The organism is Citrobacter sp. CK189 (assembly GCF_030333505.1).
GTDB classification, from domain to species: domain Bacteria; phylum Pseudomonadota; class Gammaproteobacteria; order Enterobacterales; family Enterobacteriaceae; genus Citrobacter_B; species Citrobacter_B koseri.
Genome location: NZ_JAOWFV010000038.1, coordinates 533,528 through 556,765 on the forward strand (window position 1 = coordinate 533,528; position 23,238 = coordinate 556,765).

General features: G+C 44.9%; 18 protein-coding genes. All 18 read left to right on the top strand.

All coding sequences use genetic code 11. The annotated features are described in order from the left end of the window. Nucleotides 1-2: 2 nt before the first annotated feature. The 18 genes from cpsB (at nt 3) to gnd (ending at nt 23,130) form a co-directional block, all read left to right on the top strand. Nucleotides 3-1,439 (top strand): mannose-1-phosphate guanyltransferase, encoded by a 1,437-nt coding sequence (gene cpsB, locus OGV83_RS12410; protein ID WP_012131712.1) that lies wholly within the window; start codon nt 3-5, stop codon nt 1,437-1,439. A 149-nt stretch (nt 1,440-1,588) separates the two neighbouring features. Then, complete coding sequence (gene cpsG, locus OGV83_RS12415; protein WP_012131713.1) at nt 1,589-2,959, top strand: colanic acid biosynthesis phosphomannomutase CpsG; 1,371 nt, start codon at nt 1,589-1,591, stop codon at nt 2,957-2,959. 54 nt (nt 2,960-3,013) lie between these two features. Beyond that, nucleotides 3,014-4,408, top strand: coding sequence for an undecaprenyl-phosphate glucose phosphotransferase (gene wcaJ, locus OGV83_RS12420; RefSeq protein ID WP_047462612.1), 1,395 nt, complete (start codon nt 3,014-3,016; stop codon nt 4,406-4,408). Nucleotides 4,409-4,417: 9 nt separating this feature from the next. After that, entirely contained in the window at nt 4,418-5,896 is a 1,479-nt protein-coding gene (wzxC, locus tag OGV83_RS12425) for a colanic acid undecaprenyl disphosphate flippase WzxC (RefSeq protein ID WP_049009102.1), read from the top strand. Nucleotides 5,897-6,005: 109 nt separating this feature from the next. Continuing rightward, nucleotides 6,006-7,286, top strand: a complete 1,281-nt coding sequence (wcaK, locus tag OGV83_RS12430) for a colanic acid biosynthesis pyruvyl transferase WcaK (protein WP_286463707.1) — start codon at nt 6,006-6,008, stop codon at nt 7,284-7,286. Continuing rightward, nucleotides 7,283-8,503, top strand: a complete 1,221-nt coding sequence (wcaL, locus tag OGV83_RS12435) for a colanic acid biosynthesis glycosyltransferase WcaL (protein ID WP_286463709.1) — start codon at nt 7,283-7,285, stop codon at nt 8,501-8,503. Before wcaK ends, wcaL begins: the two co-directional genes overlap by 4 nt. An 11-nt stretch (nt 8,504-8,514) precedes the next feature. Further along, nucleotides 8,515-9,918, top strand: a complete 1,404-nt coding sequence (wcaM, locus tag OGV83_RS12440) for a colanic acid biosynthesis protein WcaM (RefSeq protein WP_286463710.1) — start codon at nt 8,515-8,517, stop codon at nt 9,916-9,918. 165 nt (nt 9,919-10,083) lie between these two features. Continuing rightward, a complete protein-coding gene (gene galF, locus OGV83_RS12445; protein WP_012131721.1) occupies nt 10,084-10,977 on the top strand; it encodes a UTP--glucose-1-phosphate uridylyltransferase GalF in 894 nt (297 codons plus the stop codon). 566 nt (nt 10,978-11,543) lie between these two features. Then, nucleotides 11,544-12,602: a CDP-glycerol glycerophosphotransferase family protein gene (locus tag OGV83_RS12450; protein WP_225622031.1), complete on the top strand. Its 1,059-nt coding sequence runs from the start codon at nt 11,544-11,546 to the stop codon at nt 12,600-12,602. Continuing rightward, nucleotides 12,603-13,658 (top strand): glycosyltransferase family 2 protein, encoded by a 1,056-nt coding sequence (locus tag OGV83_RS12455; RefSeq protein WP_286463713.1) that lies wholly within the window; start codon nt 12,603-12,605, stop codon nt 13,656-13,658. It begins immediately after the preceding gene. Nucleotides 13,659-13,993: 335 nt separating this feature from the next. Continuing rightward, nucleotides 13,994-14,824 carry a hypothetical protein gene (locus OGV83_RS12460; protein WP_139267365.1) on the top strand — a complete coding sequence of 277 codons (831 nt, stop codon included), beginning with the start codon at nt 13,994-13,996 and terminating at the stop codon, nt 14,822-14,824. Between the two features lie 4 nt (nt 14,825-14,828). Further along, entirely contained in the window at nt 14,829-16,280 is a 1,452-nt protein-coding gene (locus tag OGV83_RS12465; RefSeq protein ID WP_071258898.1) for a flippase, read from the top strand. 8 nt (nt 16,281-16,288) lie between these two features. After that, nucleotides 16,289-17,014 carry an IspD/TarI family cytidylyltransferase gene (locus tag OGV83_RS12470; protein WP_065422780.1) on the top strand — a complete coding sequence of 242 codons (726 nt, stop codon included), beginning with the start codon at nt 16,289-16,291 and terminating at the stop codon, nt 17,012-17,014. Beyond that, nucleotides 17,011-18,069, top strand: coding sequence for an NAD-dependent epimerase/dehydratase family protein (locus tag OGV83_RS12475; RefSeq protein WP_049009119.1), 1,059 nt, complete (start codon nt 17,011-17,013; stop codon nt 18,067-18,069). The genes OGV83_RS12470 and OGV83_RS12475 overlap by 4 nt, the downstream gene beginning before the upstream one ends. 162 nt (nt 18,070-18,231) lie before the next feature. Then, nucleotides 18,232-18,981 carry a DUF4422 domain-containing protein gene (locus OGV83_RS12480; RefSeq protein WP_239663464.1) on the top strand — a complete coding sequence of 250 codons (750 nt, stop codon included), beginning with the start codon at nt 18,232-18,234 and terminating at the stop codon, nt 18,979-18,981. Then, nucleotides 18,978-20,123, top strand: a complete 1,146-nt coding sequence (gene glf / locus OGV83_RS12485; RefSeq protein WP_071258896.1) for a UDP-galactopyranose mutase — start codon at nt 18,978-18,980, stop codon at nt 20,121-20,123. Before OGV83_RS12480 ends, glf begins: the two co-directional genes overlap by 4 nt. A 14-nt stretch (nt 20,124-20,137) precedes the next feature. Then, nucleotides 20,138-21,574, top strand: a complete 1,437-nt coding sequence (locus OGV83_RS12490) for an undecaprenyl-phosphate galactose phosphotransferase (RefSeq protein WP_012131730.1) — start codon at nt 20,138-20,140, stop codon at nt 21,572-21,574. A gap of 149 nt (nt 21,575-21,723) precedes the next feature. Continuing rightward, on the top strand, nt 21,724-23,130 hold the full coding sequence (gnd, locus tag OGV83_RS12495; RefSeq protein ID WP_012131731.1) for an NADP-dependent phosphogluconate dehydrogenase: 1,407 nt from the start codon (nt 21,724-21,726) through the stop codon (nt 23,128-23,130). Nucleotides 23,131-23,238: the final 108 nt, after the last annotated feature.

The following is a 23,238-nucleotide window of genomic DNA, read 5'->3' on the forward strand; positions in this document are numbered from 1 at the left end:
TCATGGGTCAACGTAAACTTTATCCGGTCGTGATGGCGGGTGGCTCGGGTAGCCGTTTATGGCCGCTTTCTCGTGTACTTTATCCAAAACAGTTTCTCTGCCTGAAGGGCGATCTCACCATGCTGCAAACGACCATTTGTCGTCTGAACGGCGTGGAGTGCGAAAGCCCGGTGGTGATCTGCAATGAGCAGCACCGCTTTATTGTCGCCGAACAGTTGCGCCAGCTAAACAAACTGACGGAGAACATTATTCTCGAACCTGCCGGGCGCAATACCGCGCCAGCGATTGCGCTGGCGGCGTTGGCGGCGAAACGCCACAGCCCGGAAGGCGATCCGCTGATGCTGGTACTGGCGGCCGATCACGTCATTGCTGATGAAGGGGCATTTCGCGACGCGGTGCGTAACGCCATTCCGTATGCCGAAGCGGGTAAGCTGGTCACGTTCGGCATCGTGCCGGATCTGCCGGAAACCGGCTATGGCTATATTCGTCGCGGCGATGTCTCTCCCGGCGAGCAAGACGCGGTCGCTTTTGACGTCGCGCAGTTTGTCGAAAAACCCAATCTTGAAACCGCGCAGGCCTACGTGGCGAGCGGCGACTACTACTGGAACAGCGGGATGTTCCTGTTCCGCGCCGGGCGTTATCTGGAAGAACTGAAAAAATACCGTCCCGATATTCTGGACGCCTGCGAAAACGCGATGAGCATCGTTGACCCCGACCTCGACTTTATCCGCGTGGATGAAGAGGCGTTCCTCGCCTGCCCGGAAGAGTCGGTGGACTACGCGGTGATGGAGCGCACGGCGGATGCGGTGGTTATGCCGATGGATGCCGGCTGGAGCGACGTGGGTTCCTGGTCTTCACTGTGGGAAATCAGCGCGCATACCGCCGAGGGAAACGTGCATCACGGCGACGTCATTAGCCATAAAACGGAAAACAGCTACGTTTATGCGGAGTCGGGCCTGGTGACGACCGTCGGGGTGAAAGACCTGGTGGTTGTACAGACCAAAGATGCGGTGCTGATTGCCGATCGCAATGCGGTGCAGGATGTGAAAAAAGTGGTGGAGCAGATTAAAGCTGACGGGCGTCATGAGCACCATATCCACCGTGAAGTCTACCGGCCGTGGGGCAAATACGACTCCATCGACGCTGGCGACCGTTATCAGGTGAAACGTATTACCGTTAAACCCGGCGAGGGGCTCTCCGTGCAGATGCATCACCATCGGGCGGAGCACTGGGTGGTGGTTGCAGGGACGGCAAAAGTCACCATCAACGGCGAAATCAAACTGCTCGGTGAAAACGAGTCTGTCTACATACCTCTGGGGGCGACCCACTGCCTGGAGAATCCGGGAAAAATTCCGCTCGACCTGATTGAAGTCCGCTCCGGTTCGTACCTTGAAGAGGACGACGTGGTGCGCTTCGCCGATCGCTACGGGCGGGTGTAAGCCTGGTAAGTTGCCGGATGGCGCGTTGCTTATCCGGCCTACAGGTCCGTAGTCCCGGTAAGCGCAGCGCCACCGGGCAATAAAACAAAAATTGAAAAAGGCTCTTACGAGAGTCAGGGCCAACTGTTGCCTGAAGAAGGGTAAAAAACATGACGAAATTAACCTGTTTTAAAGCCTACGATATTCGCGGCAGGCTGGGCGAAGAGTTGAATGAGGATATCGCGTGGCGTATTGGCCGCGCTTACGGCGAGTTCCTGCAACCGAAAACCATTGTGCTGGGCGGCGATGTGCGCCTGACAAGCGAGTCGCTGAAACTGGCGCTGGCGAAAGGGTTGCAGGATGCGGGCGTTGACGTACTGGATATCGGCCTTTCCGGCACGGAAGAGATCTATTTTGCGACCTTCCATCTGGGCGTCGATGGCGGTATTGAAGTGACCGCCAGCCATAACCCGATGGACTACAACGGTATGAAACTGGTGCGTGAGGGCGCGCGCCCCATCAGCGGCGACACCGGCCTGCGCGACGTGCAGCGTCTGGCGGAAGCCAATGATTTTCCACCGGTCAACGAAGCCAGACGCGGCAGCTATAAGCAGATCAATCTGCGTGACGCCTACATCGACCACCTGTTCGGCTACATCAACGTCAACAATCTCACGCCATTGAAGCTGGTCATCAACTCCGGCAACGGCGCGGCAGGCCCGGTGGTGGATGCCATTGAAGCCCGCTTTAAGGCGCAGGGCGTGCCGGTTGACTTCATCAAAATCCACAACACGCCGGACGGCAACTTCCCGAATGGCATCCCTAATCCGCTGCTGCCGGAGTGTCGCGATGACACCCGCAACGCCGTTATTGAACACGGCGCAGATATGGGCATTGCCTTTGACGGGGATTTCGACCGCTGCTTCCTGTTCGATGAGAAAGGGCAGTTCATTGAGGGCTACTACATTGTCGGCCTGCTGGCGGAGGCATTTCTGGAGAAACACCCGGGAGCGAAGATCATCCACGACCCGCGTCTGTCCTGGAACACCGTTGATGTGGTGACGGCGGCGGGCGGCACGCCGGTGATGTCGAAAACCGGCCATGCCTTTATTAAAGAACGTATGCGCCATGAAGATGCTATCTACGGCGGCGAAATGAGCGCCCATCACTACTTCCGTGATTTTGCGTACTGCGACAGCGGGATGATCCCGTGGCTGCTGGTGGCGGAGCTGGTATGTCTGAAAGGGCAGTCGCTGGGGGAACTGGTGCGTGACCGGATGGCGGCGTTCCCGGCCAGCGGTGAAATCAACAGCAAACTGGCAGAGCCTGCGGCCGCCATCAGCCGGGTGGAAGCACACTTTGCGCGTGAAGCGCTGACGGTGGACAGAACTGACGGCATCAGCATGTCGTTTGCCGACTGGCGCTTCAACCTGCGTTCTTCCAATACCGAACCGGTGGTGCGGCTGAACGTGGAATCACGCGGCGACATTCCGCTGATGGAAGCGCGAACGCGAACCCTGCTGACGTTGCTGAATCAGTAATGTCGGTTCTTCCCTTACCCGGCGACGGGTAAGGGGCTAATAACAGGAACAACGATGACAAATCTAAAAAAGCGCGAGCGAGCCAAAACCAATGCATCGTTAATCTCTATGGTGCAACGCTTTTCGGATATCACCATCATGTTTGGCGGGTTATGGGTTGTCTGCAAGCTGAGCGGATTGCCTTTCCTGTATATGCATCTGTTGGTGGCGCTGATCACGCTGGTGGTTTTTCAGATGCTGGGCGGCATAACTGATTTTTACCGTTCCTGGCGCGGCGTGAAGATTTCGACGGAACTGGCGCTGCTGCTGCAAAACTGGACGCTGAGTCTGGTCTTCAGCGCGGGCCTGATTGCCTTCAATAACGACTTCGATAACCGTCTTACCGTCTGGCTGGCGTGGTATGCGCTCTCCAGCGTGGGTCTGGTGGTCTGCCGCTCGTTCATTCGCTACGGAGCCGGATGGCTGCGTAACCGTGGGTACAACACGCGCCGGGTGGCGGTGGCGGGGGATCTTCCTGCCGGTCAGTCGCTGCTGGACAGCTTCCGCAAGGAGCCGTGGTTGGGTTTTGAAGTGGTCGGCGTTTACTACGATCCGAAACCGGGCGGCGTCTCTTCTGACTGGGCCGGAAATCTGCAACAACTGGTCGAGGATGCTAAAGCCTCACGCATTCATAACGTCTATATCGCTATGTCGATGAGTGACGGGGCGCAGGTAAAAAAACTGGTGCGCGCTCTGGCGGACACCACCTGCTCGGTCATCCTCATCCCGGATGTTTTTACCTTCAATATTCTGCACTCGCGCATTGAAGAGGTAAGCGGCGTGCCGGTCGTGCCGCTGTATGACACGCCGCTGTCAGGGATCAATCGTCTGCTGAAACGCGCGGAAGATATCGTGCTGGCGTCGCTGATTCTGCTGCTGATCTCTCCGGTGCTGTGTTGCATTGCGCTGGCGGTCAAATTCAGTTCGCCAGGGCCGATTATTTTCCGCCAGACCCGTTATGGCATGGACGGTAAGCCGATCAAAGTGTGGAAATTCCGCTCCATGAAGGTGATGGAAAACGACAAAGTGGTGACGCAGGCGACGCAAAACGACCCGCGTGTAACCCGCGTGGGGAATTTTCTGCGCCGTACCTCGCTTGATGAACTGCCGCAGTTTATCAACGTTCTGACCGGCGGTATGTCTATCGTTGGGCCGCGCCCGCACGCGGTGGCGCATAACGAGCAGTATCGCCAGCTTATCGAAGGCTACATGCTGCGCCATAAAGTCAAACCCGGCATTACGGGGTGGGCGCAGATCAACGGCTGGCGCGGCGAGACCGACACGCTGGAGAAAATGGAAAAGCGCGTGGAGTTTGATCTGGAGTACATCCGTGAGTGGAGCGTGTGGTTTGACATCAAGATTGTTTTTCTGACGGTGTTCAAAGGCTTTGTGAATAAAGCGGCGTACTGAGGAACGATCATGAGCTTACGAGAAAAAACCATCAGTGGGGCGAAGTGGTCGGCGATCGCTACGGTTATCATTATCGGGCTGGGACTGATTCAGATGACCGTGCTGGCGCGGATTATTGATAATCACCAGTTTGGTCTGCTGACCGTGTCGCTGGTGATTATCGCCCTCGCCGATACGCTGTCGGACTTCGGTATTGCCAACTCCATTATCCAGCGTAAAACGATAAGCCACCTCGAACTCACCACCCTGTACTGGCTGAACGTTGGCTTAGGGCTGGCGGTGTGCGTCGTGGTGTTTTTGCTTAGCGACGCGATCGGCAACGTGCTGCATAACCCCGATCTGGCGCCGCTGATTAAAACCCTGTCGCTGGCGTTTGTGGTGATCCCTCACGGGCAACAGTTTCGCGCGTTGATGCAAAAGGAGCTGGAATTTAACAAAATAGGCATGATCGAGACCAGCTCGGTGCTGGCAGGGTTCACCTTTACCGTGGTCAGCGCCCATTTCTGGCCGCTGGCAATGACGGCGATCCTCGGCTATCTGGTCAACAGCGCCGTCCGTACGCTGCTGTTCGGCTATTTTGGCCGGAGGATCTACCGCCCCGGCCTGCATTTTTCGCTGGCGTCTGTTTCGTCGAACCTGCGCTTTGGCGCATGGCTGACGGCGGACAGCATCATCAATTACGTCAATACTAACCTGTCGACGCTGGTGCTGGCGCGTATTCTCGGCGCGAGCGTCGCCGGGGGATACAACCTTGCTTATAACGTGGCGGTAGTTCCGCCAATGAAGCTTAACCCGATCATTACCCGCGTATTGTTCCCGGCGTTCGCCAAAATTCAGGATGATACGGAGAAGCTGCGCGTCAACTTCTACAAGCTGCTGTCGGTCGTGGGGATTATTAATTTTCCCGCGTTGCTCGGTCTGATGGTGGTATCGAATAATTTTGTGCCGCTGGTTTTTGGCGAGAAGTGGAACAGCATCATTCCGGTGCTGCAACTGCTGTGCGTGGTGGGGCTGTTGCGCTCTGTCGGCAACCCGATTGGTTCGTTGCTGATGGCGAAAGCGCGCGTCGATATCAGCTTCAAATTCAATGTGTTCAAAACCTTTCTGTTCATTCCGGCAATTATCGTTGGCGGCCATCTGGCGGGGGCGACAGGCGTGACGCTGGGCTTCCTGCTGGTGCAGATCATCAATACCGTTCTGAGCTATTTCGTCATGATTAAACCGGTGCTGGGGTCGAGTTACCGCCAGTACATCCTTAGCCTGTGGCTACCGTTTTATCTCTCTTTACCTACCCTGGCGGTGAGCTATGGGTTGGGGATTGCGCTGAATGGACATCTGCCGCTGAGCGTACTGCTGGCAACGCAAATCGTGGCGGGCGCGCTGGCCTTCGCCGTGATGATTGTGCTTTCGCGCCATCCGCTGGTGGTGGAGATGAAGCGCCAGTTTTGCCGTAGCGAAAAAATGAAAACACTGCTTCGCGCAGGATAACTTTTGCCGGATGGCGACGTTTACGCGTCGTATCCGGCCTATGAATTGATTTTGCTGTAGGCCGGATAAGGCGACAGCCGCCATCCGGCAACGATTTTAAGGGGCAAATATGAAATTACTGATCCTGGGCAACCACACCTGCGGCAATCGTGGCGACAGCGCAATTTTGCGCGGCCTGCTGGATGCCATTAACCGTCTTGAGCCTGACGCAGAAGTGGATGTGATGAGTCGCTATCCGGTGAGCTCATCCTGGTTATTGAATCGCCCGGTGATGGGCGATCCGCTCTATTCGCAGATGAAACAGCACAATAACGCGGCGGGCGTGATGGGGCGTGTGAAAAAAGTGCTGCGTCGCCGCTATCAGCATCAGGTACTGCTCTCCCGCGTCACCGATACCGGCAAGCTGCGCAATATTGCCATTGCGCAAGGGTTTACCGACTTCGTGCGTCTGTTATCCGGTTATGACGCTATTATCCAGGTCGGGGGCTCGTTTTTCGTCGATCTGTACGGTGTGCCGCAGTTTGAACATGCGTTGTGTACTTTTATGGCGAAGAAGCCGCTGTATATGATTGGTCATAGCGTTGGCCCCTTCCAGGACGAGCAGTTCAACACGCTGGCGAATTACGTCTTTGGTCATTGTGATGCGTTGATTCTGCGTGAATCAGTCAGTCTGGAGCTGATGAAGCGTAGCGATATCACCACGACGAAAGTTGAATCGGGGGTCGATACCGCCTGGCTGGTTGAGCATCACAATGACGATTTTGAACCGGGTTATGCCGTTCAGCACTGGTTAGCCCTTGCCGGAAAGCAAAAGACGGTTGCGATTACGCTGCGTGAACTGGCGCCATTCGATAAGCGTCTGGGAACCACCCAACAGGCTTACGAGAAGGCGTTTGCTGGCGTGGTGAACCGTATCCTTGAGGAAGGCTATCAGGTGATTGCGCTGTCAACCTGTACCGGTATCGACAGCTATAACAAAGACGATCGCATGGTGGCGTTAAACCTGCGCCAGCACGTCAGCGACCCGGATCGTTACCATGTGGTAATGGACGAACTCAACGATCTTGAAATGGGGAAAATCCTCGGTGCCTGTGAGCTGACCGTGGGCACGCGCCTGCATTCCGCCATTATTTCCATGAATTTCGCGACCCCTGCGATTGCCATTAATTATGAGCATAAATCTGCCGGAATTATGCAACAGCTGGGATTGCCTGAAATGGCGATCGACATTCGTCATTTGCTGGACGGCAGCCTGGAAGCGATGGTGGCCGATACGCTGGGGCAGTTGCCCGCGTTGAACGCGCGACTGGCGGACGCCGTAAACCGCGAGCGTGAACAGGGCCTTCGCATGGTGCAGTCAGTGTTAACCCGTATCGGGGAGGGGAAATGAAGGTCAGCTTCTTTTTACTGAAGTTCCCACTGTCGTCAGAGACCTTCGTGCTGAACCAGATCACCGCGTTTATCGATATGGGGTTTGAGGTGGAAATTGTCGCGTTGCATAAAGGCGACCTTGAGAACACGCATGCGGCGTATGACACCTACCGCCTGGGTGAAAAAACGCACTGGCTGCTGGATGAACCGGAAGGCAAGCTGGCGAAGCTACGCTATCGCGCCATTGCGTCTTTGCGTGGCGGTACGCGCGCATCGACCTGGAAGGCGCTGAACGTTTCACGTTACGGTGATGAAGCGCGCAACCTGATTCTGTCCGCAATCTGCGGGCTGACGCCAAAAATGTTCCAGGCGGATGTTTTTATCGCCCATTTTGGCCCGGCGGGCGTAACGGCGGCGAAGTTGCGGGAACTTGGCGTGATCAAAGGCAAAATCTCCACCGTTTTTCACGGTATTGATGTATCGCACCGCGATGTACTCAATCACTACACGCCTGAATATCAACGCCTGTTCCAGCGTGGCGATCTCATGCTGCCTATCAGTGAATTATGGGCGGGACGCCTTAAAACGATGGGGTGCCCGCCCGAGAAAATTGCGGTCTCGCGGATGGGCGTCGATATGACGCGCTTTACTCACCGTCCGGTAAAAGCGCCGGGTACGCCGCTGGAGATTATTTCCGTGGCGCGATTAACCGAGAAGAAAGGACTGCACGTAGCGATTGAGGCCTGCCGACAGCTCAAAGCGCAGGGGGTGGCGTTCCGTTATCACATCCTGGGTATGGGGCCGTGGGAGAGACGCCTGCGCACATTGATTGAGCAGTACCAGCTTGATGATGTGATTGAGATGCCCGGCTTTAAGCCCAGCCATGAAGTGAAAAAGATGCTGGATGACGCGGATGTATTTCTGCTGCCGTCTATCACCGGTACGGATGGCGATATGGAAGGTATTCCGGTGGCGCTGATGGAAGCGATGGCAGTCGGGCTGCCGGTGGTTTCAACCGTTCACAGCGGTATTCCTGAACTGGTGGATGCCGGTAAGTCGGGCTGGCTGGTGCCTGAAAATGATGCTGAGGCGTTGGCGGAGCAACTGGCGGCATTCAGTCGTATCGACACCGAGTCGTTGCGGCCTGTGGTACAACGCGCCCGTGAAAAAGTTGAGGCTGATTTTAATCAGCAGGTAATTAATCAACAGTTAGCCAGCCTGCTGCAAACGATGTAAACCGAGGTTGTATGCCAGAGAATAAACTCTCCCGTCGCACCTTCCTGACGGCAGGCTCTGCGCTTGCCGCGCTTCCTGTCCTCCATTCCCCCTTTGCCCGCGCGCTTGAACCCCGGCAAACCGTCAATATTCAGGATTATAACCCCCGAGACTGGATAGCCTCGTTTAAACAGGCGTTTAGCGAAGCGCAGACGGTTGTTGTTCCTGCGGGGCTGGTCTGCGAGAACGTCAATACCGGCATCTTTATCCCGGCAGGAAAAACGCTGCATGTGCGTGGGCGCTTAAGCGGCAATGGTCGCGGTCGGTTTGTGTTGCAGGATGGCTGCCAGGTAACAGGAGAGCAGGGCGGCAGCCTGCACAACATCACCCTGGATGTGCGCGGTTCAGATTGCACCATCAGGGGGATTGCCATGAGCGGGTTCGGCCCCGTTACCCAGATCTACATTGGCGGCAAAAAGCCGCGAGTGATGCGTAATCTCACCATTGATGATATTACGGTCAGTCATGCAAATTACGCCATTCTGCGCCAGGGATTCCACAACCAGGTGGACGGCGCGCGCATCACCAACGGCCGATTCAGCGATCTGCAAGGGGATGCTATCGAATGGAACGTGGCGATTAACGATCGTAACATTCTGATCTCTGACCATGTTATAGAACGCATCGACTGCACCAACGGGAAAATCAATTGGGGGATTGGCATCGGGCTGGCGGGCAGCACCTACGATAATGCCTACCCGGAAGAACAAACCGTAAAGAACTTTGTCGTGGCCAATATTACCGGATCGGATTGCCGACAACTGGTTCATGTGGAGAACGGAAAACACTTTATCATTCGTAATGTAAAAGCGCGGAATATCACGCCTGATTTCAGTAAGAAAGCGGGCATTGATAATGCGACGGTAGCAATTTATGGGTGTGATAATTTCGTGATTGATAATATCGATATGGTGAATTGTGCGGGGATGCTTATTGGCTATGGCGTCGTCAAAGGCAAATATTTATCCATTCCGCAAAACTTCAAATTAAATGATATTCATCTTGATAACACTCGCCTGGCCTATAAACTGCGCGGCATTCAGATCTCTTCAGGGAATGCGACCTCCTTTGTGGCGATCACCAATCTGGATATGAAGCGCGCTACGCTTGAACTACACAACCAGCCGCAGCATCTTTTCCTGCGTAATATCAAGGTAATGCAGGAGTCTGCGACAGGGCCCGCGCTGAAGATGCACTTTGATCTACGTAAAGATATACGCGGCAAGTTTATGGCGAAACAGGACACCTTGCTGTCGCTGGCGAATGTTCATGCAGTCAATGAGAAGGGGCAGAGCTCGGTCGATATCGACAGGATTAACCACAAGGTGGTGAATGTGGAAGCGGTCAATTTCAGGTTGCCGGAGCGGGGGAGGTAGTTTTGCGACCATTCCTGGCGAAAGTTACTCATACTTAAGATTATGGCTACTGCAATCTGCGGATAAGCGGCGTACCATCACATCCAACGCCATAATGTAATTCATGCTGGCTAAAACATGCTAAAGAGCTATAATTCAGCAACCATTTTATAGGTGGATGAAATAATGATTAATTTGAAAGCAGTTATTCCGGTAGCTGGTCTGGGTATGCACATGTTGCCTGCCACCAAGGCAATCCCCAAAGAGATGCTGCCGATTGTTGACAAACCGATGGTACAGTACATTGTTGACGAAATTGTTGCTGCTGGGATCAAAGAAATCGTTCTGGTCACTCACGCTTCCAAAAATGCGGTAGAGAACCACTTCGACACCTCCTACGAATTAGAGTCACTTCTGGAGCAACGCGTGAAACGTCAGTTGCTGGCGGAAGTGCAGTCCATTTGCCCACCAGGCGTGACGATTATGAACGTTCGTCAGGCTCAACCGTTGGGTCTGGGGCATTCCATTTTATGCGCACGTCCTGTGATTGGCGACAACCCCTTTGTGGTGGTGCTGCCTGATATCATCATTGATGACGCGACGGCCGATCCGCTTCGCTATAATCTTGCGGCAATGGTAGCGCGTTTCAACGAAACGGGGCGCAGCCAGGTGCTGGCAAAACGCATGAAAGGCGACCTTTCAGAGTATTCCGTTATCCAGACCAAAGAACCTCTGGATAATGAGGGGAAAGTCAGCCGTATTGTTGAGTTTATTGAAAAGCCGGATCAACCGCAGACGCTGGACTCAGATCTGATGGCGGTAGGTCGCTATGTGTTATCGGCAGATATCTGGGCAGAACTGGAAAGAACAGAACCCGGCGCCTGGGGCCGCATCCAACTGACGGATGCAATTGCAGAACTGGCGAAAAAACAGTCTGTTGACGCCATGCTGATGACAGGCGATAGCTACGACTGCGGTAAGAAAATGGGCTATATGCAAGCGTTTGTGAAGTACGGGCTGCGCAACCTGAAGGAAGGAGCGAAGTTTCGGAAGGGGATTGAGGCGTTGCTTAACGAGTAAGCTAAGCCGATCGCTTAAGGTATTAGGCGATATAATACCAATGGCAGTAAATATTCTGAATAAGCAAGAGTGCTTAAGTCAGCTATTTTACTGCCTTTTTTATTTTAAAGTATAGAAATAACAGTAAGTTACCCCCGTCAACTTCAGCCATTTTTTGTGTTTTTTTCCTTGTTTCTGTCATCATTTGGTAAGACAATTAGTATCCAGCTTTAAAGCGTTGCATGGAGTTAGCGAGGTGGCTGTACAATTTGGTAATTGTTCAGAGTGCTGGTAGCTGTTAAGCCAGGGGCGGTAGCGTGTCTTATTCGATCTATCCTTTAACAATTGATTCGAACTCTTTATACGAAACTCGGAGATAAACCATACTATTATATAGTGTGAATAGTAATGCTTTTACTAATTACTTTAATACATGTCTGTCTGTTGGCTAACATGTCTAATTTTACCACTGCCACGATTGGTTGTTGAAAGATACTTGAGAAAAATTAAAAATGATAAAAGATATAATTAAATTAGTTGTTACTTATATACTTAAAATATTATTGATTCCTTTTTATTTGTTTCCCATGAATAGCAAAAAGATAATATTCATGAGCTATTCTGGGTTACAATACTCATGTAATCCCAAATACATATCAGATTATATTAAGGATAATTATAAAGATTATGAGCTGATATGGGTTTTTCAGGAACCTGAAAAGCATTTATTAGATCCGAAATTTAAAAAAGTTAAATATCTTTCACTTCGTTATTTTTATGCCGTAGTAACAAGCCAGTTTTGTATTAGCAATACTGGCTTTAATCGTTTTTTCTTCATTAGAAAATCACAACGATTTGTTCAAACATGGCATGGTGGCGGTGCATATAAAAGAAGATCATTGAATCAGGATAAAAACTGCTTTCAAAAGTTACTGGATATACAACATGATGATATGATAACTGATTTTATTTCTAGTTCTGAATATTTTACAAAGTATTTCATTATGGACTCTGTATATAAGAATAGAATATTAAAAACAGGAATGCCAAGAAACGAGTTTTTGATTAGAAATAAAAATAACGGAAATTTTATTAATCTTAAAAGAAAAAATATAGAGGGGGTTGGAGAAGGCAATTTTCTTATCCTTTATGCACCTACATGGCGTGATGATGGTAGCATATATGAGTTTCCTGACTTTAATAAAATAATGAATACCATTGAGCGAGTGTTTAATAAAAAAACAACTTTGCTATTACGGAGTCATCATTATCAAGAATTAAAAAGTAGCTTGGATTGCAATTATATCGATGTGAGAAACTATCCTGATATGCAAGAATTACTTTTAATTTCCGATATGCTGATTTCTGATTATAGCTCGTCCATTTGGGATTTCTCGCTATTGGAAAAACCATGCTTTTTATATACACCAGACCTGAAATACTATGAAGATATGAGAGGTTTTTATACTCCTATTCGAACATGGGGTTTTGATGTGTGCCAAACATCTGAAGAATTAGATGATGCTATTAAACGTTTTGTTCCCATAGTTTATTGTGAAAAAATATATAAAATGCATAAACAGTTCAATTCTTATGAAAATATAGATTCAACTTCTCAGCTTTTAAGTAAATTAGGGATTAATTAGATGTCTGCTACAAAGTTAACTCTTGTATTCTGTTGTTATAATGTATCTCAATATTTAGATGGTATATACAATTGGCTTGTCACTCAACCATTCGAGAATATAGAGGTAATATTTGTTGAGGACTGTTCGACTGACGACACAAAAAATAAATTATCCCTGCTTATAAATGATCAACGTATGCGAATTATTCAGAATCCAGTAAATTTAGGGTTGTCTGAAAGTCGTAATGTAGGGTTGAGCCATGCGACTGGTAAATATGTAGGATTTCCAGATCCTGATGATATGTTTGATTTAAATTGGCTGGTTGATATTTCTGAAGCGATCGATTCAGACAGTCCACCGGTGATTATCTCTGGGATGAGAGAGGATTATGAGAATGAGGGAGTATCAGAGTATTCAAAAAATATTCTTAGCAAATACTCAGGATTTGTAACCGATAATTATATTGACGCCCTTCTTGATTTAGAAGAAACAATGTTATTCGGCTATATGAATAATAAATTTTATAATACTGACTTTCTTTTGAGGAATAAAATCCTATGTAAAACAATGGCTTTGAAAGAGGATTTTGAACTAAATATTCGAGTTTTTGAAAAAATAAATAGTTTTTATATTCTGAATTCTCCGTATTATTTTTATAAAAAAAGAAGAGATGGAAATACTTTAACATCGAAATATGTTCCTGATTATTTTGATATTCATCAAAATTCAGTTTTTATGTTGAAGGCATTAATTGAAAGTAGAACACAGTTAACTGGAAAAAGTAAAACTTTATTAGTTAATCGTTTTTTTAGATATTTATTATCAGCAGTTGAAAGAAATAGTAGCCCAAAATCTGGCTTGACCCTTTCAGAACAAATTGAATGGGTGAAAAAAATCGAGTTAGAAAGTAAGTATAAGTGGTTTTTTGAAAATATTGATTTCCTTTCTGGAAAACTGAAAGTATTAAAACCTATTTTTAGTTATAATAAAGCATGGATTCTTGTTAGTGTGGGGTATATATTAAAATTAACAAAAAATAAATTACCTGTTATATTTGTAAAAATGAAGCATTAATAGGATATAAGATGAAGTTTAATCGGGCTGCGCAAAATTCATATTTTTTTTGCTTTATATACTTATTATGGGTATTTTTTATTCATATCTGCGGTAGTCAATATTTTACATTATTCGATGTAGATACACTTATAAAATATTTTAATGGCGCAATAATTCTTTCGCTTTTTACTTACTTTTTGTTTAGTTATAGAGTGAATAAAAGTGCATTAATTGACATCGCTTTAGTGATCGTATTTTTTGTTGGATATATCTACTTCAGAAAAGGGGTTTTGATATTATTTTTTATTCTATTATGTAGACATATACCATTTAGTATGATAATTAAAACATTTATGTTTGCAACACTTTTGGGGATGCTATTTGTTCTTTTTACTTATGCTTTAAATCTTTATCCTGAAACACATCTTGATCTTTTTAGAGAAGATGGTAATTACAGGTATTCATTAGGTTATCGTTTCCCCACATTTTTACCAAATTTTTATTTTCATTTAGTATTGTGTTGGTTTTTTTTAAGAAAAGGAAAAGTACTTTTAGGTGAGATAATAATTATATTGATTATTAATTATTTTCTTTATGAACTCACTGATACGAGGGCTGTATTTGCCCTTGTAACGTTATTTTGCATCGTTATTATTTTTTTGAAATACTTGAGTGTAAGTTATAATACATTTATTCTAGGGCGCATTTTTGGCTTTTTCACAAAGTATTCATTCATTGTATTTGGTTTTATCGCAATTTACTTTCAATATACTTATGATCCTTCTATCAGCTGGTTAGCTAAATTAAATGATATTTTTAGTGGACGACTCGCTTTAGGCCATTGGGGTTTTGAACTATATGATGTGAGTTTATTTGGCAATTTAGTTGAGTTTGTTTCAATATTAGATGCTAGCAAAACTAACAAGTTTTTCTATATTGATTCAGCATATGTTCAATTACTTTTAGTGTATGGACTGATTATATATTTTCTGGTAATGATCGCATATACTAAAATTGGAAAAGATATTGTAAGTAGAGGAGAGAAATATTTTGGTATTGTACTAATATTTCTATTCGCTCATTCGATCACTGATCCTCAATTAATGTCTCCAGAGTTTAATCCTTTTTTACTATGCTTGGGCTATTATGGTTTGGCAAAGTATAAGGAAAATGTGTTTAAGTAGAATTATGAAAATAAGAACGGTTAAATTTAATTTTGCAATGAATATGCTTCTTACGGTTTCAAATTTTTTGTTTCCGCTGATTACTTTTCCCTATGTTTCACGAGTTTTGAATCCAGAAGGAACAGGTAAAGTAGCGTTTGCATATTCAATAGTATCCTATTTTTCTATTTTAGCTGCATTTGGTGTTGCTAATTATGGCATACGTGCGTGTGCTCAAGTCAGAGATAATAAAGATAAGCTTTCAAAAACAGTGCATGAAATTATTACTATAAACATATTTTTAATGGTAATTGTTTATGCTCTCTATTTTTTAATTGTTTATGTAGTACCTGAGTTAAGGGTAGAAAAGAAATTATTCTTCATTTCTGGATTAAATATTCTATTCACTATCATTGGATTTGAATGGCTATATAAGGGAGTTGAACAATATTATTACATCACAATCCGTTCGTTAGTTTTTAAATTAATAGCATTTTTCCTGATTTTCTTATGTATTAAATCACAAGAAGACTATAGTACTTATGCCTTTATAATTATTTTTGCGACTGTAGGTTCTGGGATAGTAAATTTATATAATTTAAAGAAAGTAATATATATAAAGAGATATTCAGGTTATAATATAAGAAAACATATTCAACCTATGGCAACATTCTTCATAATTACAATTGCAGTTGCTTTTTATGTGTATGTTAGTGTTGCTATGCTAGGTTTTGTGCAGGGGAATACTGAGGTTGGTTACTATAATGCTGCTTACCGTATAAAAGACGTTATGGTAAGTATTATTACAGCACTTGGTGCTGTATTACTACCACGTTTAAGCTATTATGTTGAAAATAATATGCAAGATAAATTTAATGATGTAATAGAAAAATCGATGAAATTTATTTTTATAATGTCGCTCCCTCTTGTATTTTTCTGTATTATCTTTGCAAAACCTGCCGTATTAATCCTTGCCGGTCCTGCTTATGAAGGTTCTATACTGCCACTGAAAATTCTTTCTGTTATAATTTTTATTGTTGGAGTATCTAATTTAACAGGAATTCAAATGCTAATTCCATTAAAACAAGAAAAATATCTTTGCTATTCTGTTATATTTGCCGCAATTATTAATATGATACTGAATATTATGCTCATGCCTCATTTAGGTGCTGTTGGAACAGCTATCTCTGTGGCAATAGCAGAACTCTGCATCCTTCTAATTCAGATTTATGTGCTAAGAAAGTTTTCACGAATACTTTTTAGTAAGATTAGCTATATAAAATTATTAGTAAGCTTAAGTTTGGCTAGTGTTGCTTCTATATATCTTAATAATAATATAAACTTCAATGAAGTAGTTATTTTCCTTATAAGTGCGAGTACGTTTTTTTTCTTATATTTTTTAATGTTGATAATTATGAAAGAATCTTTCATATTTTCAATATTAAATCAAATTAAAAACAAGTTAGTTAAGAGTTAGAGGGAAATATGAATCATGTGGTGATTTTTGCTGGCGGAACTGGATCCCGAATGAATTCCAGAAACTTGCCAAAACAGTTTTTAAAGATTTATGGCAAGCCTGTTATAATTCATACTTTAGAGGTTTTTGAAAACTGTGCTGCTATAGATAATATAATTGTTGTAATTGTTAAAGGATGGGAGGATTATTTAAATAATCTTCTCGAACAATATCGTATTACAAAAGTACGCAAAGTTGTACCGGGCGGTGAGACTGGTCAGCAATCAATATTTAATGGTTTAAAAGAGTTGAGTGAAGGTATTGTATTAATCCATGATGGCGTTCGTCCATTCATTACAAATAAACTCATAGAGGAAAATATAGCAGTAGCTTTACAACATAAAATAGCTATTACTTGCGTAAAAGCTAAAGAAACTTTGGTTTCCGTTGAAGATCATAAAATTAATGGAGTCTTGAAGCGCGAAGTATCATATATGGCCAGAGCGCCGCAAGCTTTTGATGTTAATTTGTTGAAATCTGCACATCATAAAGCAATAGCGGATAATGATTACTCTTTTGTTGATTCTTGTGCCATCGTGAAACACTATTATCCTGAGTCAGACTTTCATATTGTTGAATGTGGTTCAGAAAATATTAAAATTACAACACAAGAAGATTTTTATTTGGCTAAAGCCATGTTCTCTTTAGAAGAAGATGAGCAGTTGTATGGTTTTAAACGAGGGGATGAGAAATGATTAAAGATACAATATTACAAAAAGATTTGGATTTTATCGCAAATAAAATATTTAAGGGTGGCAGTTTTTCTAATTCTACTGTGTTTATTACAGGTGCTACTGGTCTGGTAGGGTCCTTGCTTGTCAAAAGTATACTATATGCAAATAAAACGTTAGGAACAAATATAAAAGTTCTTGCAAGTGTAAGAAATCTTAATAAGGCGAGAGAAACTTTTTTAGATTTTATATCTGATTCCTGCTTGGAGTTTATTACAATAGACTTGCTTGAACCAATTAATATATTAAAGAAGATTGATTTTATTGTACATGCCGCTAGTATTACTGCCTCTAAAGAAATGGTAGAAAATCCAACTGGGGTTCTACTAACTGCATTCGATAGTACTAAAAATATTTTAAATTATGTCAAGGTAAATCCTAATTGTAAGATGGTCTACATTTCTTCGATGGAATATTATGGCCAGGTGACAGAAGGTTATGAAAATGCGACGGAGGATAAGCTAGGCTATATTGATTTAAGCAAGCCGAGAAGTTGCTACCCTGAAAGTAAACGTGCTTGTGAAACTTTATGTAACGCTTATGCAACTCAGTACAATATTAATGTTTGCAGTGCACGCCTTGCCCAAACATTTGGTGCTGGGGTTCCTTTCTCAGATAATCGAGTATTTGCACAATTTGCCAAGAGTGCGATGAATAACTCAGATATCATTTTGCATACAACAGGTGAGTCAGAAGGGAACTATTGTTATACAGCCGATGCTATATATGCGATTTTATTGCTTTTGACTAACGGTAAGAAAGGGCAAAGTTATAATGTTGCTTGTGACCATAGCAGCATTATTAACATGGCTAAACTTGTTGCCGAAAAAATAGCAGATAATAGAATTAAAGTTGATATCCAGATACCTCAAGATTTGAACAATTATGGATATGCGCCAACTGTAAAATTGAGACTTAACTCAGATAAACTACGAGCATTAGGCTGGGAACCTTCAACGGATCTTGAACACATGTTCAAAAGAATGATCAGCAGTTGGGAAATATCTATAGATAAGTAGTATGTTAATAGAGATATTTGTTCTGGTTTTCCTTAACTAGTTTTATTGATGTCATACTTTATTTGATTTGAAATCCTTTATTCCCTTAGCGGGATTCCGATATTATTTCAATTTGTGCTAATTCTAAGTTTTAAGGCTATTGATTGTATGAAGGTTTATATTGTGAGTCACAAGACGTATGCTTTCCCTGACAATGATGGATTTTTGCCTATAAAAGTGGGTAATGGTATTGAAAAAATATGCAATCATTTTGTGGATGACTGTACAAAGGAAAATATTACGCATCTGAATCCATCGTTCTGTGAACTCACTGCTGCCTACTGGATCTGGAAGAATTCTCAGGAAGACGTTGTGGGCTTGGCGCACTACCGCCGCTATTTCGCATCTTCTAAAAGTGATTTGATGGTTAAGGGAAAGCGCATCGCATCACCAGAAGAGATGATGGCGTTGCTGAAAGAAGCTGATATCTTGATTGCCAGACCGAGAAATTATTACATCACATCGATTAAAAGCCATTACATTCATGCACACCATGAGTCTGACTACACTCAGCTTCGTGATGAGATTGCGTTACAGCACCCGGAATATTTATCTGATTTTAACTCTATTATGGGTGGGACAAAAATTAGTTTGTATAATATGTTTGTTTGTAAAAAGTCATTGATCGATGAATACTTTGAATGGCTTTTCCCGGTACTTTTTGCGCTTGAGAAAAAAATTGATTACCAAAATTACGATGCTTACCAAAAGCGTGTTTTTGGTTTTATGGCAGAACGTCTTTTCAATGTCTGGCTTCATCATCACCGCGAAAGCTTGCGCATTAAATATATGCCAGTAGTGAATATTGATGGCGAAAATATTTTACTGAAAGGCATTGGATTATTAAAACGACATTTCTGGGGTAAAAAATGAAAGTTGCTATAGTGGGCGCAGGTATTTCTGGTGCGGTTATTGCGAGATTATTAGCAGAGGAAGGGATTGAGTCTGTTGTTTTTGACAAACGTTCTCATATTGCTGGTAACTGTCATTCAGAACGTGATCCGCAGACCAACGTCATGTTGCACGTTTATGGTCCCCATATTTTTCATACAGATGATAAAGAAGTTTGGGATTTCGTTAATCAGTATTCAGAGTTTATGCCTTACATCAACCGTGTGAAGGCCATTTACAAAGGCAATGTTTACTTACTACCAGTAAACCTGCATACGATTAATCAGTTTTTCAATAAAACAATGCGTCCGGATGAAGCCCGTGCTTTCATCGAATCTAAAGCTGACAAATCTATTGTCGAACCGAAAAACTTTGAAGAACAGGCCATCAGCATGATTGGTCGGGAACTGTATGAAGCATTCTTTAAAGGCTATACGCGTAAACAATGGGGTTGTGAGCCGACGGAGTTACCAGCCAGTATTTTGAAACGCTTGCCGCTTCGTTTTAACTATAATGACAATTATTTTAACCACCAGTATCAGGGGATGCCCAGAGATGGCTATACCGATATGGTTGGAAAAATTCTTGATCACGAACTGATTGAAATAAGAACAGATACTGAGTTTTCAGCTGCCGAGAGTGGGGCCTACCAGCATGTATTTTGGTCAGGCGCGCTGGATGGTTACTTTAACTTTAGTGAGGGGCGTCTGGGTTATCGCACGCTGGATTTCGAAAAATTCTCAGCAGAAGGTGACTACCAGGGAACGGCTGTTATCAACTACTGCGAAGAAAATGTACCTTATACCCGAATCACTGAGCATAAGCATTTCTCACCCTGGGAGTCACACGAAAAAACAACATGTTATCGTGAATTTAGTCGCTTCTGCACCGAAGATGATATTCCGTATTATCCGATCCGTATGGTTAAGGAAAAAGAACTGCTCAATCGCTACCTGGATAAAGCGATGGAATTAAGCAATACCACTTTTGTCGGGCGTCTTGGTACCTACCGCTATCTGGATATGGATGTCACTATTCGTGAAGCTATTGATGTTGCAAATAAATTCCTTGAATGTCAAAAGAGTCAGGAGCCAATGCCTGTATTTAATATAAATCCTCGCTAACGTCAGGTGTTGTCATGGATACGGATAATTTTTTGAATAAATATAATCCATTGCTATGCAAGGTTTTTCTCGCAGCATCGGATTTTATATTTTTTAACTTATCACTGGCCCTCTCTATTGGTTGTGTATACTGGATTTTTAACGATCTTTATCGTTTTATCCCCGATGCTCAACTGGAGATGCGTATAATTTCTCATGTCATCCTGAGCTTGATATGTGTGGGATGGTTCTGGGTTCGGTTGCGACATTATTCCTATCGCAAACCCTTTTGGTTTGAATTGAAGGAGATTATCCGCACTATTGTGATCTTTGCTGTTTTTGATCTGGCGCTGGTCGCTTTTTCTAAATGGCAATTTTCTCGGTATGTATGGGTCTTTTGTTGGACGTTTGCATTAATTCTGCTGCCGCTTTTCCGAGCAATGACCAAACAACTTCTTAATCGTCTTGGGATTTGGAAGAAAAAGACTGTCATTATGGGTAGCGGAAGTAATGCAGTGGAAGCTTATTATGCACTGCAAAGTGAGGAAATGCTTGGCTTTGATGTTGTCGCATTTTATGACGAAGAGTGTACAGAGGCAACGCTACAGGGACTGCCGGTTCTTCAGGACCCCAATATTCTTTGGGAAATGAAGAAAACAGGCGATATTCATTTCATTGTAGCTTTTGAAATGGAAAACAGCGATAAGACCATTAACTGGTTGCGCGAACTATCGAAGAAGGACTGCCGTTCTGTCACGGTTATTCCGTCCCTGCGCGGGTTACCACTTTATAATACCGATATGTCTTTCATCTTTAGTCATGAAGTCATGTTGCTGCGTATTCATAATAATCTGGCAAAACGGACATCTCGTTTCCTTAAACGGACTTTCGATATTGTCTGTTCATCACTGATTATCTTAATTTCTTCGCCACTGCTCATTTATCTTTGGTACAAAGTTACCCGTGATGGTGGTCCGGCAATCTACGGTCATATGCGAGTAGGGCGTCACGGTAAGCTTTTCCCTTGCTATAAGTTTCGCTCAATGGTGATGAATTCGCAGGAGGTTTTACAAAAGCTCCTTGATTCCGATCCTGCCGCACGGGAAGAATGGGAGCGTGACTTTAAGTTGAAAAACGATCCGCGAATCACTCCTGTCGGTCGATTTATTCGTAAAACCAGTCTTGATGAATTGCCTCAGTTATTTAATGTGCTGAAAGGTCAAATGAGTCTGGTTGGCCCGCGTCCGATTATCTCTGAAGAGTTACCACGCTATGATGAGAATGTTGATTACTATCTAATGGCGAAACCGGGAATGACAGGGTTGTGGCAGGTAAGTGGACGTAACGATGTGGATTACGATACCCGAGTCTACTTTGACTCCTGGTATGTCAAGAACTGGTCGCTGTGGAATGACATCGCTATTCTTTTCAAAACTGTGAAGGTAGTCCTCCATAGAGATGGTGCATATTGATGTAGCAGAAACTGCATTTTATGTGCATTAAGTTCATTCTGAAGAGGACATCTATTGCTACCTTCTGGCCTCTAACCTGAGTTAACATGTTCTTCACTTTACTCGCCGCCATTTTACGGCGGGGTATCCACACCTGACAGGAGTATGTAATGTCCAAGCAACAGATCGGCGTCGTCGGTATGGCAGTGATGGGGCGCAACCTGGCGCTCAACATCGAGAGCCGTGGTTATACCGTCTCCGTTTTCAACCGCTCCCGTGAAAAGACCGAAGAAGTGATTGCCGAGAACCCAGGCAAAAAACTAGTGCCTTACTACACGGTAAAAGAGTTTGTTGAATCCCTTGAAACGCCTCGTCGTATCCTGTTAATGGTGAAGGCAGGGGCGGGCACTGATGCTGCTATCGATTCCCTGAAGCCGTATCTGGATAAAGGCGACATCATCATTGATGGTGGTAACACGTTCTTCCAGGACACTATCCGTCGTAATCGCGAACTTTCTGCTGAAGGCTTTAACTTCATTGGTACTGGCGTTTCCGGTGGTGAAGAAGGGGCGCTGAAAGGCCCATCTATCATGCCTGGCGGTCAGAAAGAAGCCTACGAACTGGTTGCGCCGATTCTGACTAAAATTGCCGCAGTTGCAGAAGATGGCGAACCCTGCGTGACCTATATTGGTGCCGATGGTGCCGGTCACTATGTGAAAATGGTTCACAACGGTATCGAATACGGTGACATGCAGCTAATCGCAGAAGCCTATTCTTTGCTGAAAGGTGGCCTGAATCTGTCTAACGAAGAGCTGGCAGAGACTTTCACTGAGTGGAACAAAGGCGAGCTGAACAGCTACCTGATCGATATCACCAAAGACATCTTCACCAAAAAGGATGAAGAGGGTAAATATCTGGTTGATGTGATTCTGGATGAAGCGGCAAACAAAGGCACCGGCAAATGGACCAGCCAGAGTTCTCTGGATCTGGGCGAGCCGCTGTCGCTGATCACGGAATCCGTTTTTGCACGTTATATCTCTTCTCTGAAAGAGCAGCGTGTCGCAGCGTCTAAAGTGTTGTCGGGACCTAAAGCGCAGCTTGCGGGTGACAAAGCGGAATTTATCGAGAAAGTCCGTCGCGCGCTCTACCTCGGTAAGATCGTCTCTTACGCACAAGGGTTCTCCCAGCTGCGTGCCGCTTCTGACGAATATAACTGGGATCTGAACTACGGCGAAATTGCGAAGATCTTCCGTGCCGGCTGCATTATTCGTGCACAGTTCTTGCAGAAAATCACCGACGCATATGCAGAAAATGCGGGTATCGCTAACCTGCTGCTGGCACCGTACTTCAAGAAAATCGCGGACGATTATCAGCAAGCGCTGCGTGATGTGGTTGCGTATGCCGTGCAGAATGGTATCCCGGTTCCGACGTTCTCTGCCGCTGTTGCCTACTACGACAGCTATCGCGCAGCCGTTCTTCCTGCGAACCTGATCCAGGCGCAGCGTGACTACTTTGGGGCGCATACGTATAAGCGTACTGATAAAGACGGCGTTTTCCATACTGAATGGCTGGAATAATTCCTGATTCGCATCAAAAGCCCGGTGATTCACCGGGCTTTTTTTTGTCCCTAATCTGATTGATTTATTTTTACTTCTTAATATTAACTTAATAATTAATGTTTAACC